The organism is Salipiger sp. ABN3_019, assembly GCF_056158605.1.
On record NZ_JBSWTP010000009.1, the window covers coordinates 2,349,668 to 2,365,746 of the forward strand.

The following is a 16,079-nucleotide window of genomic DNA, read 5'->3' on the forward strand; positions in this document are numbered from 1 at the left end:
AGCCACGGCGGGCCCCGAATTCCGATGGGCGGGTTATAAGCATGCCCGCGACACAGTCAAGCGCCACCTTTCCGCATTAATCGCTTAAAAACAATGACTTGAAAAAACGGTATCTAAATACCCCACAAATATTCACGCCCCCAGCCCCGCTCAGACGAGGATTTGCTCGGGCGGATCGTCCAGCAGCCTGCGCAGCTTCAGGATCGCGGCCTCGAACTCGGACAGCGGTACCTGCCCGTTCATGCCGATGCGCACCGCATGCGGCGCGAAGGCGTCGCGCAGGGCGAACTCCTCGGCGGCCCGCACCTGCACTCCCTCGGCTTCCGCCGCCATGCAGAAGGCAGCGGCGCGCCAGCCCGCCGGAAGCCGCAGCCAGACGAAGGGCGCCTCCTCGTTCCAGGTGATATCATGCCCGCCAAGGACATTCACCGCGCTGCGCACATAAAGCGCGTTGCGCGCACGCACGGCCCGGACGATCTCGCGGGTCTCGCGGCGGCTGAGCAGATCGCTGACCAGATCGGCCAGCGGCAGCGCAAGGCCAAAGAACCCGTATTCCGCCGCCCGGCGCAGATCGCCGCGCCGCGCCCGTGGGGCAATGACGAAACCAACCCGCAGGCTCGGCGTCAGCGTCTTGGAGATCGACGAGACGAACCAGCCCTGCTCGGGCAGCATCGCGCGATAGGTCTCGCAGCGCGCCTCGCCCAGAAAGGTGCTGTCATCCTCCAGCACATGCAGCCCGCAACTGCGGGCGACTGCGGCGATCTCGCGGCGGCGCGCGGGCGGTGTCACATGGGTGGTGGGGTTGTGCATTGCCGGAGAGGTGCAGAGCAGCTGCGCCTCATGCTTGCGCGCCAGTTCCGCCAGTGCATCGGGCCGCAGCCCCTGCGCGTCCATCGGCACCGGCACCGGCTCGGCGCGCAACAGCTCGGCGGCGCGGCGGAAGCCGGGATAGCACAGCTCCTCCACCAGCACGACGGGCCGGCGCCCGCGCAGCACCGCCTGCATCACCAGCGAGATGCCGTTCTGCGCCCCATGGCTGAGCACCACATCCTCGTGATGCACCTGCCCCATGGGCACATCCGCCAGCCAGTTCAGCGCCGCCTGACGCGCCGGAGCAAAGGCACGGCTGGTGGGGTAATCCATCAGACCGGGAGAGGGCCGCGCCGAGATCCGGGCCAGCGCCTCGCGCACCAGCGCCACCTGCCCCAGATCGGGAATGCGCCCGGTGAAGAGGCTCACCATCGCATCGCCGCTGGGGGTCACCTCGCGCGGGCCGCTCTCGATCAGCAGCGGCGGCGCGGTCTCCGGCGTGCCGCGCACGAAGGTGCCGCGTCCCACTTCCGCCACCAGCACGGACTCGTCAGTGAGGATTGTATAGGCCCGCGCCACGGTGCCCGGGGTCATCCCGAGCCGCCATCCAAGCTCCCGCACCGGCGGAAGCCGCGTGCCCGCGGCAAGCTTCCCCTGCGTGATCCCGTCCCGCAAAGCACTTGCCAGCATTCGATATTTCGGACCCGACGCCTGATTTTCGAACAGTTCGAAAATTGTATCGGTAACAATGTTTTTCTCGACGCTCATTGGGGCACAATGTATCAATGATCGCATGAGATCAAGATAATTGTACCGATACAAAACTGGAGATACACCGATGGCACATGCCGCCCACGCCCCGCTTCTTGCCTATCTCGACGCGCAGCGCCCGCTGCCGCCGTTTGCGGCCATTGCGCTGCGCGTTGCGGTGGTGACCGCGAAATGGTCCGAGCGCCGCCACACCCGCCGTGCGCTGCTCGAGCTCGATGACCATCTTCTGCGTGACGTCGGATTGGAACGGACCGCCGCCCTTCGGGAGGCGCGCCGCAAGTTCTGGCAGGGCTGATCCCCGGACCTGACGGAACCTCTTCCACTTGGCGCGAGGCACCCCCTCGCGCCATTTTTCTGTCTGGCGCCAAGCGCCCGCCCGCCGCAAAGGCGGCAAAGTCTCAACATGCGTATTTTTAAAGAGAAGAAGCCCGAAGGTCAGCAAGACCGCCAAGACCCTCGGGCTTCTTCTCTTTTCAAATACGCCTTATAGGCGCGGCGGCGCCGTTCAGCGGGCGGCCAGCCCATCGCGCAGCACGCCCAGCACCGCCTCGCGCGGCACATCGGCGGTGACGAAAGCCTGCCCGATGCCACGGGCGAGGATGAAGCGAATGGCGCCGTCGAGCACCTTTTTGTCCTGCCCCATGAGATCGAAGAGCGCCTCGGCCCCCGGCAGATCGCCGGGAATATCGCTGAGGTCGCGCTTCATGCCCATTTGTGCCAGATGCGCCCGCAGCCGCGACGGGTCCTCCTGCGGGCAGAGCCCGAGGCGGGCCGAAAGCTCGAAAGCCAGCGCGCAGCCGATCGCCACGCCCTCGCCATGCAGCAGCCGGTCGGAATAGCCCGTGGCCGCCTCCAGCGCGTGGCAGAACGTGTGCCCGAGGTTGAGCAGCGCGCGATCGCCCTGCTCGGTCTCGTCGCGCACCACGATCTCGGCCTTCATCTCCACCGAGCGGGTCACCGCATGCGCCAGCACCTGCGGATCGCGCGCCACCAGCCCGGCGGCATTGTCCTCGAGCCAATGGAAGAAGGTCGCATCGCCGAGCAGCCCGTATTTCACCACCTCGCCGTAGCCCGCCAGGAAGTCGCGCGGCGCCAGCGTGGCGAGCACGTCGATGTCGGCCAGCACCAGCGAGGGCTGGTGGAAGGCACCGATGAGATTCTTGCCCGCGGGCGAGTTGATGCCAGTCTTGCCACCGACCGAACTGTCGACCTGCGCCAGCAGCGAGGTGGGGATCTGCACGAAGCGCACACCCCGGCGCAGGATCGCCGCGGCAAACCCCACCAGATCGCCGATCACCCCGCCCCCGAGCGCCACCACCACGTCGCGCCGCTCGACCTTCTGGGCCAGCAGCCATTCCGTGACATGCTCCAGCTCGCGCCAGCATTTGGTCGCCTCGCCGGGCGTCAGGCTCAGCGCCTCGCAGGCGATGCCTTCGGCGGCGAGCCCTGCCTTCAGCGCCGGCAGATGCGCCGCGGCGACGGTCTCGTCGCTGACCACCACGACGCGTTTGCGGCTGCCCAGCAGCGGCGCGATCTCGGCCCCGGCCCGCGCCAGCAGCCCGGCGCCGATGCGCACGTCATAGGCGCGCGCGCCAAGGTCCACATGTACCGTTCCCGAAAGAGCCGCATCACTCATCCGCTGCATTCCTCCAATACGTCGGGCCGCGTCTTCAGCGTCTCGATCACTTTCAGCGCCATACTGTCCACCGACAGCCCATGCTCCGAGGTCACCGCCAGATCGGCCAGCGCATAGATCGGCACCCGGCGCTCATAGATCTCGGTCAGCGTGGCCAGCGGATCGGGCGTGCGCAGCAGCGGACGCGTGTCCTTGTGCCGCACCCGCCCCCAGAGCACCTTGAGATCGGCATCGAGCCAGACCGCGACACCCTTTTCGGTGATCATCCGGCGGTTCGCCTCGGCCATATAGGCCCCGCCCCCGGTCGACAGCACCGCCGGGCGGGCGTCGAGCAGACGCTCGATCACCTGACTTTCCTTGCGCCGAAAGAATGCCTCGCCGTCGCGGGCGAAGATCTCGGCAATCGTCATATTCGCCGCTTTCTCGATTTCGGCATCCGAATCGCGAAACGGCACGTTCAGGGCAGAGGCGAGCGCCCGGCCAACGGCCGATTTTCCTGCCCCCATCATGCCCACCAGCACAACTGTCTTTTTCAACTTCGGGTGCAATCCCCTTGTTTCTCGGCCATGCATCGCCAATTCTGCCTCCTGAGGCCGTGAATGACGTGTCGTTGCCGAAAAGGCTAGGTATAAGTGACAAAAAACATGAGGCAGGACTAACGAGCATATGGGACAACTCCTCAAACCCCTTTTCTTCCTTCTCGTCCTCGCGGCGATCGCGCTGGTGGCTTACGCCTATGTGGGCCCCTACTTCGGCGCGGATTTCTCACCGCCCCAGACGGAAATTCGCCAGCCCGTGGAGCTTGATGCGAACTAGGCTACTTCTGAGCGCCCTGCTTCTGGGCGCCCCGACGCTCGGCGCCGCCGAGGCCCCGCTTGCCGCCATCGACTGGCTCAAGCCCGGCCCCGCTGTGTCTGGCGTTCCTGGTGTGAGCGCGGCGATGCCGCTGCCAGAGGCGCCCGCGACCGGCACTCTGCGCGTGCCGCATCCGCTGCCCGAGAGCGGGACCTCAAGCCGTGCCTTTCCCGGACGCAGCTCGCCTCCCGGTTCTTCCCCCGGCGCGCTGCCCAAGGATGAGCCGCCAGTGGCGCGTTCGGGCACCTCCCCCGCGGTTGAGAGCGCCACGCTCGATGCGCCCTCCGCCGAGGCGGCGGGGCTGCTGTCGACGGCGATGACCGGCCTGCCGCGCTCGCTCTGGTCCGCGTCCGAGGCGGCGCAACTGGCGCCGCTCATCGCCCGTGTGGAGCCTGCGGTGCCCGCGCTTTCCGCGCAGATGCTGACGTTGCTTCTGGCCGAGGCCGACGCGCCGCAGGGCAAGCCGTCGCTGCTGGTGGCGCGCATCGACCGGCTGATCGAGGAAGGCGCGGTGGATGCCGCGCTGGCGCTGGTCGAACAGGCTGGCGGCGCCTCGTCGCCCGAGATTTTCCGGCGCTGGCTCGACCTCGCGCTGATCGCCGGGGATGATTCTCCGCCCTGCGCGACGCTGATGCGCCAGCCTTATCTGTCGGACGACATCCCCACGCGAATCTATTGCGACGCGCGGATCGGCAATTGGGAGCATTCGGTCACCGTCTTCGGCAGCGCCGAGGCGCTTGGGCAGATCGACGGGCGCGACGCCGAGCTTCTGGCCCGTCACCTCGATCCCGAACTGGTCGACGCCTCTGCGCCGCTCAACCCGCCCGCGCGCCCGACGCCGCTGGAGTTTCGCCTGTTCGAAAGCATCGGAGAGGCGCTGCCGACGCAGCCGCTGCCGCGGATGTTCGCCGCCGCCGATCTGTCGGGCAACCGCGGCTGGCGCGCGCAGATCCTGTCGGCCGAGCGGCTGGCGCGGCGCGGCACGCTGTCGGGCAACCGGCTGTTGGGCATTTACACCGACCGCGAGCCCGCCGCCTCTGGCGGGGTCTGGGACCGGGTGTCCGCGGTTCAGGATCTGGAGGCCGCGCTCGAGGGTCGCCGCACCGATCTCATTGGCCCCGCGCTGATCGCCGCATGGCCGCAGATGCGCAGCGCCGGGTTGCTGGTGCCCTTTGCCGAACTTTACGCCCCGCGCCTGAGCGGGCTCGCCCTCGAGGGCCGCGCCGCCGGGCTGGCGCGGCGCGGCGCGCTGCTCTCGCCCGACTATGAGGCCGCCGCGCGCGCGATGGCACCGCAGTCCGGGCTGATGGAAACCGTTGCCGCCGTCGCGAAGGGCGACACGCCCGAGGCGATGCCGCGCAGCCCCGCCGCGCAGGCGGTGGCCGAAGCCTGGCGCCCCGATGCAGAGGTGCCGCCCGAGCTTGAGGCGCTGCTGCAAGAGGGCAAGCTGGGCGAGACCGTGCTGCGCGCCATCGCCCTCTTTGGGTCCGGCGCCGAGGGCAATCACGCCGATCTGACCGGCGCGCTGGCGACGCTGCGCCGCGTCGGGCTCGAAGACACGGCGCGCCGCGCCGCGATCCAGCAGCTTATCCTCGCGGACGAAGGAGCCCCGCTGTGAGCGCGGCGAACTGGGTTTCAGCCTTCCTCGAAGCGCAGGCCGCCGAACGCGGCGCCGCCGACAACACGCGCTCGGCCTATGCCCGCGATCTGGCGGATTTCACCGCGTGGCTTGCCGCCCGCGACCGCGATCTGGCCAGCGCCGAGCGCGCTGATGTCGAGCAATATCTGATCGCCTGCGAGGCCGATGGGCTCGCGGTGTCGACCCGCGCGCGGCGGCTGTCGTCGATCAAGCAGCTCTACCGTTTCGCCTTTGAAGAAGGGCTGCGGGGCGACAATCCGGCGGTGCAAATCTCTGGCCCCGGTCGCCCGAAGCGGCTGCCAAAGACGCTCAGCACCGAAGAAGTGGACCGGCTGCTCGACGCCTCCGAAACCCATGGCCGCACCGCCGACGACCGGCTGCGCAATGCGTGCCTGATGCAACTTCTCTATGCCACCGGGATGCGGGTGAGCGAGCTTGTGACGCTGCCGCTCTCGGCGGCGCGGGGCGATCCGCGGATGCTGCTGATCCGCGGCAAGGGTGGCAAGGAACGGATGGTGCCGCTCTCGGCCCCCGCGCGCGAGGCGCTGGCCATCTGGCTCGAACGCCGCGACGCCCGCGAGGCGCTGGCGAAGGCGGAAGGCAAGCCCGCATCGGGCTTTCTCTTTGCCTCGCGCGGCAAGGCCGGGCATCTGACCCGCCATGCGTTCTATGTGATGATCAAGGATATCGCGGTCGCCGCTGGGGTGTCCCCGGCGAAGGTGACGCCGCACACGCTGCGCCACGCTTTTGCGACGCATCTTCTGGCCAATGGCGCCGACCTGCGCGCCATCCAGACCTTCCTCGGCCACGCCGACGTGGCGACAACCGAGATCTACACGCATGTACTGGAAGAGCGCCTGCGCGATCTGGTGATGGACCACCACCCGCTGGCAAGAGACTGATCCCCCATCTTCGTCTAGACGAAAATATCCCGGGGGTGCGGGGGCAGCGCCCCCGCGTCTTTACCTGCGTGCGGGGGCAGCGCCCCCGCGTCTTAACCTGTGTGCGGGGGCAGCGCCCCCGCCTCAGCCCTGCAAAATTAAGCGTGCACCTCGGTATAGGTGCCCTCGCCCGCCAGAATGCCCCGGAACCCGCCCGGCTCGTTCAGCGAGAAGACGATCAGCGGCATCTTGTTGTCGCGCGCCAGCGCGATGGCCGAGGCATCCATGACCTTCAGGTTATCGCGCAGCACATCATCATAGGTGATGCGGTCGTAGCGCTTGGCCTCGGGGTTGGTCTTGGGGTCGCTGTCGTAGATGCCATCCACCTGCTTGCCCATGAAGATTGCCTCGCAGGCCATCTCGTTGGCGCGCAGCGCCGAGGCGGTGTCGGTGGTGAAATAAGGGTTGCCGGTGCCCGCAGCGAAAATGCAGACCCGCTTCTTCTCGAGGTGGCGCACGGCGCGGCGGCGGATGTAGGGCTCGGCCACCTCGTCCATGCGGATTGCCGAGATCACCCGGGTGAACACGCCCAGCTCTTCCAGCGCCGACTGCATCGCCAGCGCGTTCATCACCGTGGCCAGCATCCCCATATAGTCGGCGGTGGTCCGCTCCATCCCCTGCGCCGAGCCTGCGAGACCGCGGAAGATGTTGCCGCCGCCGATCACCATGCAGATCTCTACACCCATATCGTGAACGGATTTTACCTCGCGGGCGATCCGTTCGACCGTCTGCGGGTTGAGGCCGTAGCCCCTGTCGCCCATAAGCGCCTCACCCGAGATTTTCAGCATCACACGTTTGAAGGTGGTCTGGGGCTGCTCGGTCATGTTGCGCTCCGTCTGTGCAGGATCCAAATTCCGGCTATATGTGACGGAAAATCCCCCGGCCTGCAATGCCGTGCGCCGGGTCAATGACAAGGAGCACCGGTGTCAGATCTGGTGAAAAAATTCGCGCCCGATCCGGATCTGCCGGTGCTGATCGCAGGCCCCACGGCCAGCGGCAAATCCGCCCTCGCGCTGGAGATTGCCGAAACCGCCGGGGGTGTGGTGATCAACGCCGATGCCATACAGGTCTTTGACGACTGGCGCGTGCTCACCGCCCGCCCGCCCGCCGAGGATGAAGCCCGCGCGCCGCATCTGCTCTATGGCCATGTTCCGGGCAGCCGGGCCTATTCCGTGGGCGATTGGCTGCGCGATCTGCAGCCGCTGCTGGCGGGGGAGCGGCCGATAATCGTCGGTGGCACGGGGCTTTATTTCTCGGCGCTGACCGAGGGGCTGGCAGCGATTCCCGAAACCCCGCCAGAGATTTGCGCCCGCGCCATGGCGCGGCTGGAGGCGGGCGAGCTGGCCGCGATGGTCGCCGAGCTCGACCCCGAGACCCGCGCCCGTATCGACACCTGCAACCCGATGCGGGTGCAGCGCGCGTGGGAGGTGCTGAGCGCCACCGGGCGCGGCATCGCCGCTTGGCAGGCCGAGACGCCGCCGCCGCTTTTGCCGCTGGCGCAGGCGCAGCCCATCGTCTTTGACGCCCCCAAAGAGTGGCTCAACGACCGCATCGCCCGCCGCTTCACGCTGATGGTCGAGGGCGGCGCGCTTGACGAGGCGCGCTCAAACCTTGCCAGCTGGCGGCCCGATCTGCCCTCGGCCAAGGCCATCGGGGCCGCCGAGTTGATCGCCCATCTGCGCGGCGAGATGAGCCTCGAGGACGCCTGCGAGCGTGCGACGATCCTCACCCGGCAGTTCGCCAAGCGCCAACGCACGTGGTTCCGCGCGCGGATGAAATCCTGGCCCGCCTATAGCCCGGATGGAGCCTCGGCATGAGCCCGCAATCGCTTCTTCAGTCACCAGAAGGCACGGTGCGGCTGCTGTCGCCCGGACAGCAACCGGCGTGGCGCTATGGCCTGTTGCACGACCGCGACGAGATCACCCTGCTGTGGCTCACCCGCGGACAGGGCAAGATCACCCTCGATGGCCGCCGCCGCGGGCTTGGCACCCATAACGCCGTGTTCATTCCGCCGCGGGCGCTTTTCGCGCTTGATCTGGCACCGCAGAGCCTTGCGCTCATCCTGCATGCGCCCGCCCCGCAGCCCGGCGGCGCGCAGTTTCCCGACGCGCCGCTCCACCTTCGGGTGCGCGAGGCGCTGGCGCAGGCGGAACTGACCTCGGTGCTGGAGACGATCCAGCGCGAGATCACGCAGGCCCGCCCCTTCATGGACGAGGCGCTGGACGCGCATTTGCGGCTCGCCGCGGTCTGGCTGCGCCGCCAGAGCGCGCAGGGCAGCAGCGACCAGCCCGAAGAAACCGCGGCGCAGCGCCTTGCGCAGGCCTATTCGCATTCGGTGGTGGCGCGCTTCCGCAGCCCCGACGGCCCTGGCGACATGGCCGCCGAACTGGGCGTCACCGGCACGCATCTCACCCGCGCCTGCCGCGCCGCCTGCGGGCGCTCGGCGCAGCGCATGCTCTCCGAGCGCAAATTGCACGAGGCGCATCGCCTGCTGGCAGAGCCCGAGCCCGCCATCGCCAATATCGCCGCCTCACTGGGCTTTGCCAGCGCGGCCTATTTCTCGCGCTTCATCCGCAAGCAGACCGGCCAGACACCCAGCGACCTGCGCGCCGGCGTGCCTCCGGTCCGCCGCACGCCGATGAGCGGTCGCCCCGGACCGCGCCCCATCCGCCGCTTCTGACCGGAATTGAGACCGCCCGCCGGGGCGTTAGATGATTGACGTGCCGCCGCATTTGAGGCGCAATGGCACGGCATAGAGATGCGGCAGACGATCGTTGAAGGGGAGACGACAATGAGCCGAGCACGCAGCGTGCCGTGGATTCATCCCGCCACGCAGCAGGAGTTGCGCGATTTCCGGCGCGGCCGCGTGTCCCGGCGCGAGTTTCTGACCCGTGTCACCGCGCTTGGCACCTCGGCGCTGGCGGCGCGCGCGATGATCGGCGCGGCGCATGCCGAAGAGGACGGCAGCACCACCCCCTCGGGCACCACGCTGCGCATCCAGATGGAGGTGCGCCCGCTCAAGGACCCGCGCCGCTACGACTGGTCCGAGATCGCCAATGTCTCGCGCGGGTGGCTGGAATATCTGGTCGAATATAGCCGCGATGGCAGTCTGCGCGGCATGTTGCTGGACAGTTGGGAGGCCAGCGAGGATGCCGCCAGCTATCTTCTGAACATCCGCCCCGGCGTGACATGGACCACCGGCGAGCCTTTCACCTCCGCCGATGTGGCGCGTCTCATGGCCTATTGGTGCGACCGCAGCGTCGAGGGCAATTCTATGGCGGGCCGCCTTGCCGCGCTGCTTGATCCGCAGACAGAGCAACTGGCCGAAACCGCCGTCGAGGTGATCGACGATCTGACGCTGCGACTGCATCTGGCCTACCCCGATGTGGCGCTGATGGTCGGGCTGTCGGATTATCCTGCCGCCTGCGTGCACGAAAGCCACGACCCCGAGACCATGCTCTCGAACCCCATCGGCACCGGCCCCTATCTGCCCGAGGCCGTCGTGCCGCACGAGCGCGCCGCACTGGTGCGCAACCACGCGCACACTTGGTGGGGAGAACAGGCCGAGGGCTGGGGCGGCGCCACGCTCGAGCGGATCGAGTTCATCGATTATGGCACCGATCCCGCCGCTTGGCTTCAGGCGGCGCAGAATGACGAGATCGACATGCTCTACGAGAATGTCGGTGCCTTCATCGAACGCGCCGACACTTTGGGCTGGGAGCGCTCCGAAGTGGTCACCGGCGCGACAGTGGTGCTGCGGGGCAACCAGAACGTGCTGGTGGACGGTCGCGCGGTCTATGCCGAGCCCAAGATGCGCAAGGCGCTACAACTGGCGATCAGCAATGAGATCGCGCTGGAGCTTGGCCACGAAGGGCTGGGCACGCTGGCCGAGAACCACCATGTGGCCCCGGTGCACCCCGATTACGCCGAGGTTGGCCCCACCGAATACGACCCCGCCCGCGCCCTGCCGCTGGCCGAAGAGGCCGGGCTTGCAGATGTGGAGCACGAGTTGGTGACGCTGGACGATGGCCTCACGCGGCGCACTGGCGACGCCTGTAGCGCGATGCTCCGCGATGCGGGGCTGAAGGTGAGCCGCAAGGTGCTGCCCGGCTCGGCCTTCTGGCAGGCGTGGAAGGAATACCCACTGTCGATCACCGAGTGGAACCACCGCCCGCTTGGCATTCAGGTGCTGGCGCTGGCCTATCGCTCTGGCGAGGCGTGGAACGAGACGGGCTATGCCTCGCCCGAGTTCGACGCGCTGGTTGCCGAGGCGCTGACCATCGCTGACGCCGAGGCGCGGCAAAAGATCATGGCGCGGATCGAGCGCAAGCTGCAGGAGGACGCGGTGATCGTGCAGCCTTTCTGGCGCTCGCTCTACCGGCATGTCCGTCCCGGCGTCACCGGCGCCGAGATGCACCCCTCCTTCGAGATCCATCTCTACAAGCTGGGGCTAAAGGTCTAGCGGCTCGGGACTTGAGACGTCTACCTAGTCTTGCAGAAGGTCCTCATAGCGCGCATCGGTCAGCGTCTTGAGGAAAGCCACCAGCGCGTCGACGCGCTTGTCGTCGAGCGCGGGCCCTTCGGTCAGTTCGGGGGCCAGCGTCTCTGGCACCTCAGGAGCGCCAAAAGCCGCGCCGGTCTCCGGGTTGATCTTCCGCGCCTCGTTGCGGGTGTTGTAGCTGTTGTAGAACAGGATCACCGTGCGCAGGTCCTCGAAGGCGCCGTTGTGCATATAGGGCGGCGTCACCGCCACATTGCGCAGCGTCGGCGTGCGGAAGGCCCCCTCGACCGCGTTCTCTGCGGCAAGCGGGTTCTGCGCGAGCCCATGGTCGATGAACCCCTCCACCGAGCCGTTCGCAAGCCGCAGGTCGCGGTTCTCGGGCACGCCGATATTGTGGAAACGGTAGTCCGAGAAGGTCTCGGCGGGATCGACGGCGCTGCGCTGCAACTGGTGGCACTGGTTGCAGTTGGTGAACTGCTGCGAGAAGAACAGCAGCCACCCCAGTTCCTCTTGGTTGGTCAGCTCCGCCTCGCCGCGCAGGAAGCGGTCGTATTTGGAATCGAAGGGCGCGAACTCGGGCCGCCGCTCGAAGGCGGCAATGGCGCGGGTCATCGCGGCATAGCCGGTCTCGGCATCGTCCAGCGTGCCCGGCCCGAACAGCGCGGTGAAGCTGGCCACATAATCGGGGTTTTCGCGCAGCCGCGCGACCACCTCGGATTTGCTGCCCATCGCCATCTCGACCGGGTTCAGCGGCGGGCCGCCCGCCTGCTCTTCCAGCGTCGCGGCGCGGCCATCATGGAACAGCCCGCCGCGCCAGCCGTCGGTCTCGTCGAACGCAAGCTCGGGCACATGCGCGGCATAGGTCACCGTCGGCGCGTTGCGATCCCCCAGCGAGCTGCCGTCATCGCCGATCGACGCCGCGCCGCGCGGGTCGGCAAAGGCGAAAGCCGGATCATGGCAGGTGGCGCAGCTTTGGGTGCGGGCTTGCGACAGGTTCGGATCGAAGAACAGCGCCTCGCCCAGATCATCCATCGCCTCAAAGCTGGCGGGCGCGGCCCCAAGCGCGCGCAACCCCAATCCGCCCACGGCAAGCGCGAGGACGGCGGCGGTGACGGCAAGATGTGCTCTGCGCATGAGGGTCTCCGGCGGCGATGTCGGGCTGGGGCTGGACCCGATCAGAGTGCCGCTCCGGCATGGACCCGGCCTTGATCGGGATCAAACCCCAATGTTTTCGCTCAGGCATATCTCGCAAACACCCGCCCAGCGTCAAGAGAGGCGGTCAAGGGAGACACGCAAGAGAGTTGGGCGCACTGCCCGTCTCGCTGGATCATGTTGGATAGGTCGGGTTGGCGCAGAGTGGGCCACCGAGTAAGGCATCAGGGGCTCACTGCCCCCAGATCACCTTCACGTAGTTCATCGTCTCGCGGTACGGCGGAACGCCCTTGTGCTTTTCCACCGCGCCGGGACCGGCGTTATATGCCGCCAGCGCCAGACGCCACGAGCCGAACTTGCGGAACTGCTGCTGCAGATAGCGCGCACCGCCTTCGAGGTTTTGCGCCGGATCATGCGGATCGACGCCCAGCTTGCGCGCGGTGAACGGCATCAGCTGCGCCAGACCGATCGCCCCCTTGTGCGACAGCGCCTTGGGGTTGAAGCCCAATTCCTGCTGCACGAGGCGCAGGAACAGATCCTCGGGGATGCCGTTGCGCCGCGCCGCCTGACGCGCCAGATCGGCGTAGGGCCCGCGGTAGCTGCCGCGATAAGAGGGCACCGCCCCCTCGCCGCCCATCGGCCCCCATTTGGTTGGCGTGACCACGCGCTTGGGCTGCAGCCGCACCGAATTGTTGTACTGCTGAGATGCCCGATTATCGAGCACGCTGGTCTGTTTGGAGAATAGCCGCACACGGCTTTTGGACGAGAGCACCTCGGCAGAGGCCCCCGTCGCCGCCATCACCAGAGCACACACAACTCCGGCCAGTGCGCGCGTTGCGTGGTTGCGCATCACGTCCCTGTTCCGATCTCACTGTTCCCTCGACCCCGGACTATACAGAAAAACTGACCCTACGCCAGCCGTGGCCGCAATGTGGCACAGGCGGAATTCCGCGCGGCATTCCTTCTTTAGAGTGCGGGTGCGGTGGTGTAGACCAATTCAAACCCCGCCGCTGCGGGGATTCGCGAAGACGCGGAACACACAGGAAAACGACCAGTACAAAGGGGATGACATGGCCGGCTCCGTCAACAAGGTGATCCTGGTAGGCAATCTCGGCGCGGACCCCGAGGTGCGCACCTTCCAGAACGGCGGCAAGGTCTGCAACCTGCGCATCGCCACCTCCGAGAACTGGAAAGACCGCAACACCGGCGAGCGTCGCGAGCGCACCGAGTGGCACTCGGTCGCGATCTTCTCGGAGCCGCTGGCGCGGATCGCCGAGCAGTATCTGCGCAAGGGCTCGAAAGTTTACATCGAAGGCCAGTTGGAAACCCGCAAATGGCAGGACCAGTCTGGTCAGGACCGCTACAGCACCGAGGTGGTGCTGCGCCCCTACCGCGGCGAGCTGACCCTGCTCGACAGCCGTCAGGGCGGCGGCGGCGGTGACTTCGGCGGCGGTTCGGGTGGCGGCTACGGCGGCGGCTCGGGCGGTGGCTACGGTGGCAATGACGACGGTGGCTACGGTGGTGGCTCGGGCGGCGGCTACGGCGGCGGTTCGGGCGGTGGCGGCGGCTCGCGCGGCCCGTCGCGCGACATCGACGACGAGATCCCGTTCTAAGATCAACGCCCGGCCCCAGCGCCGGGCGTTTTCTTTTCGGGCGAAGGATGGCGAAGGGTTCCGCCAGCCTTCCCACGCGCCCGCAGCAGAGCCTTTCCTAATCAAGTCACAGGCCACAGGGCGCCCGCGCCGAGGCAACCTTGCGTTGCAGCGGGCGGCTTGCGCCCGCGCTCTCCGGCCTCTCGTCACCTCACTATGAGAGGTGCATCCCTCACAATGAGGGTTTAGGCACCATCCCCCTTTGCAGAGCGCGACATAGCGGAACTCCGCCGTCAGGTTGCCGGTTCAATCATGTCTGCGTGACCTATCTTTCGCGGGCGCCCCGGAAACAACAGCAAAGAATAAATGAGCCTTTCAGCAACGCCTGACCCTGCCGCCGCCACTCCCCTCACAGCCCCCTCCCGCGCAGCAAAGCCACGCCATGGGCGCAGCGCCATTCCCCCCGCCGCACGCCACGTGCGCGGCTGGCGCTACTTCGCCGGGCTTTTTGGCGGAGAGCATATCGCCGCCACGGAGTTCGTCATCGGCGTGACCTTCGTCACCATGGGCGTCGGCACGATGGAACTGCTGCTGGGTCTGCTGATCGGCAACCTGCTGGCCGTGGCAAGCTGGACGCTGGTCACCACGCCCATCGCGGTTGAAACCCGGCGCTCGCTGTTCAGCTATCTCGAGCAGATCACCGGCCCCTATTTCTCGAAGATCTACAATACCGCCATCTTGCTGTTCTACGGCGCGCTGGCGGCGGCGATGATCACCGTCTCGGCCTATGCCGTGCGCTTTGCCTTCGGGCTTCCGGTGCAGCTCGAACCCTACCCGACCTCGCTGGCCTTCATCGTGATCACCATGCTGCTGGGCACTGTGGTGATCGTCGTGGCGGCCCGCGGCTTCGAGGCGATGGCGAATTTCGCCACCATCTGCGCGCCGTGGATGCTGGCCTGTTTCGTCTGCGGCGGCGCTGCGGCGTTGCCGATGCTGGCCTTCGCGGTCACCGGCGACACCGGCATGAGCAGCTTCGGCGATTTCCTCGAGGTTGCCCACGCCACCATCTGGACCGGCACCACGCCCGAGGGCGAGCCGGGCATCTCGGTCTGGGAAGTGGCCGCCTTCGCATGGGCCAATGGCGCGATGGTGCACCTTGGCCTTATCGATATGGCCACCTTCCGCTTTGCGCACCGCAAGTGGTACGGCGTCTTCTCGGGCGTCGGCATGTTCCTTGGCCATTACATCGGCTGGATCGCGGCGGGCCTCATGGGCGCCGGTGCTGCGGTGATCCTCGGCAAACCGCTGATGGCGCTCGACTCGGCTGACGTGGCCTTCTCGGTGCTGGGCTATGTGGGCGTGCTCGCGGTGATCTGCGCGGGCTGGACCACCGCCAACGCCTGCCTCTACCGCGCGGGCCTTGCGGCCAGCACGCTGATGCCCTCCATGTCGCGCGGCAAGGTGACGGCGATCGTCGGCGGCTTCATCGTGATCGCGGCCTGTTTCCCCTTCGTGGCGCAGTCGATCATGCCGCTGACGGTCTATGGCGCGATCCTGCTCTGCCCGATTGGCGCCATCGTCATCGCCGAGCACTACCTGCTGCCGCGCATGGGGCTGACCCGCTACTGGTCGCGCTACCTCGGCCAATCGCTGAACCCGGCGGCGCTGATCACATGGGGCGTCTCGCTGGCCTTTGCGGTCGTGGTCTTCATGACCGGTGCGATCAGCTTCTATTTCATCTTCATCCCCGAGTATCTCATTGCGCTCGTGGTCTATCCGCTCGCCGCCAGCTACCTTGGTGCGCGCGACACATGGCCCGCGGATGAGGCCCGTCAGGCCGCCCGCGAAGAGGCGCTGGCCAAGTTCGAGCGCAAGCGCCTCGAAGAGTTCGGCGAGGATGACGATGACGACCCCTCGCAGGAGCACACCGCCCGGCTGGCCAAATGGCTGCTGGTGGGGGCAGGCGCGGTGCTGGTCTTCATGATCGCCTTTGCCGTGCGGCTGGTGGTGACCGCCCCCGACGGCGAGGCTCTGGTGGTCATGCAGAAGGATTTCTTCCTCACCGCTGCGGCGCTCACCGTGACCTATTTCCTTCTGTCCATGGCTGCCATGCGCGCCACCGACGGGCCGGACAGCGACGACGGCTGAGCTAAGACCATCCTCTCATCACAGCGGGCAGCCC

Annotated in this window: 15 protein-coding genes; 9 read left to right on the forward strand and 6 right to left on the reverse strand. The window is 67.3% G+C overall.

The annotated features are described in order from the left end of the window. Positions 1 to 150: 150 nt before the first annotated feature. On the reverse strand, positions 151 to 1,578 hold the full coding sequence (locus ACXAD2_RS19590) for an aminotransferase-like domain-containing protein (protein WP_475173367.1): 1,428 nt from the start codon (positions 1,576 to 1,578) through the stop codon (positions 151 to 153). Positions 1,579 to 1,648: 70 nt separating this feature from the next. On the opposite strand from ACXAD2_RS19590, the gene ACXAD2_RS19595 reads away from it, so the two are divergent. Then, entirely contained in the window at positions 1,649 to 1,876 is a 228-nt protein-coding gene (locus tag ACXAD2_RS19595) for a DUF1127 domain-containing protein (RefSeq protein WP_066100525.1), read from the forward strand. Positions 1,877 to 2,086: 210 nt separating this feature from the next. On the opposite strand, the gene aroB is transcribed toward ACXAD2_RS19595, so the two are convergent. Both aroB and ACXAD2_RS19605 read right to left on the reverse strand, forming a co-directional pair. Further along, a complete protein-coding gene (gene aroB, locus ACXAD2_RS19600; protein WP_475173370.1) occupies positions 2,087 to 3,217 on the reverse strand; it encodes a 3-dehydroquinate synthase in 1,131 nt (376 codons plus the stop codon). Further along, entirely contained in the window at positions 3,214 to 3,789 is a 576-nt protein-coding gene (locus ACXAD2_RS19605; RefSeq protein ID WP_066106534.1) for a shikimate kinase, read from the reverse strand. Before ACXAD2_RS19605 ends, aroB begins: the two co-directional genes overlap by 4 nt. 94 nt (positions 3,790 to 3,883) lie before the next feature. Between ACXAD2_RS19605 and ACXAD2_RS19610 the strand changes: the two genes are divergently transcribed. From ACXAD2_RS19610 to ACXAD2_RS19620, 3 genes are read left to right on the forward strand one after another with little or no spacing between them, the layout of a single operon-like run. Further along, positions 3,884 to 4,033, forward strand: a complete 150-nt coding sequence (locus tag ACXAD2_RS19610) for a hypothetical protein (RefSeq protein WP_475173376.1) — start codon at positions 3,884 to 3,886, stop codon at positions 4,031 to 4,033. Further along, entirely contained in the window at positions 4,023 to 5,690 is a 1,668-nt protein-coding gene (locus ACXAD2_RS19615; RefSeq protein ID WP_475173379.1) for a hypothetical protein, read from the forward strand. Before ACXAD2_RS19610 ends, ACXAD2_RS19615 begins: the two co-directional genes overlap by 11 nt. Next, entirely contained in the window at positions 5,687 to 6,613 is a 927-nt protein-coding gene (locus ACXAD2_RS19620) for a site-specific tyrosine recombinase XerD (protein ID WP_475173382.1), read from the forward strand. Before ACXAD2_RS19615 ends, ACXAD2_RS19620 begins: the two co-directional genes overlap by 4 nt. A gap of 137 nt (positions 6,614 to 6,750) precedes the next feature. Here ACXAD2_RS19620 and pyrH read toward each other — a convergent pair whose 3' ends face one another. Continuing rightward, complete coding sequence (pyrH, locus tag ACXAD2_RS19625) at positions 6,751 to 7,476, reverse strand: UMP kinase (RefSeq protein WP_066100535.1); 726 nt, start codon at positions 7,474 to 7,476, stop codon at positions 6,751 to 6,753. Positions 7,477 to 7,575: 99 nt separating this feature from the next. Here pyrH and miaA point away from each other — a divergent pair, with 99 nt between their 5' ends. From miaA to ACXAD2_RS19640, 3 genes are all read left to right on the forward strand, one after another. Next, positions 7,576 to 8,469 carry a tRNA (adenosine(37)-N6)-dimethylallyltransferase MiaA gene (miaA, locus tag ACXAD2_RS19630; protein ID WP_475173386.1) on the forward strand — a complete coding sequence of 298 codons (894 nt, stop codon included), beginning with the start codon at positions 7,576 to 7,578 and terminating at the stop codon, positions 8,467 to 8,469. Then, positions 8,466 to 9,332, forward strand: a complete 867-nt coding sequence (locus tag ACXAD2_RS19635) for a helix-turn-helix transcriptional regulator (protein ID WP_066100541.1) — start codon at positions 8,466 to 8,468, stop codon at positions 9,330 to 9,332. Before miaA ends, ACXAD2_RS19635 begins: the two co-directional genes overlap by 4 nt. Before the next feature lie 111 nt (positions 9,333 to 9,443). After that, the gene (locus ACXAD2_RS19640; protein ID WP_475173388.1) at positions 9,444 to 11,114 is read left to right on the forward strand and encodes an ABC transporter substrate-binding protein; all 1,671 of its coding nucleotides are present in this window, start codon (positions 9,444 to 9,446) and stop codon (positions 11,112 to 11,114) included. 24 nt (positions 11,115 to 11,138) lie between these two features. On the opposite strand, the gene ACXAD2_RS19645 is transcribed toward ACXAD2_RS19640, so the two are convergent. After that, a complete protein-coding gene (locus ACXAD2_RS19645; protein WP_475173391.1) occupies positions 11,139 to 12,287 on the reverse strand; it encodes a cytochrome-c peroxidase in 1,149 nt (382 codons plus the stop codon). A gap of 250 nt (positions 12,288 to 12,537) precedes the next feature. Beyond that, positions 12,538 to 13,104: a lytic transglycosylase domain-containing protein gene (locus ACXAD2_RS19650; RefSeq protein ID WP_475174972.1), complete on the reverse strand. Its 567-nt coding sequence runs from the start codon at positions 13,102 to 13,104 to the stop codon at positions 12,538 to 12,540. Positions 13,105 to 13,375: 271 nt separating this feature from the next. On the opposite strand from ACXAD2_RS19650, the gene ssb reads away from it, so the two are divergent. Further along, entirely contained in the window at positions 13,376 to 13,918 is a 543-nt protein-coding gene (ssb, locus tag ACXAD2_RS19655; protein WP_066100550.1) for a single-stranded DNA-binding protein, read from the forward strand. Between the two features lie 345 nt (positions 13,919 to 14,263). After that, positions 14,264 to 16,045: a purine-cytosine permease family protein gene (locus ACXAD2_RS19660; protein WP_475173395.1), complete on the forward strand. Its 1,782-nt coding sequence runs from the start codon at positions 14,264 to 14,266 to the stop codon at positions 16,043 to 16,045. The last annotated feature ends 34 nt before the right edge of the window (positions 16,046 to 16,079 follow it).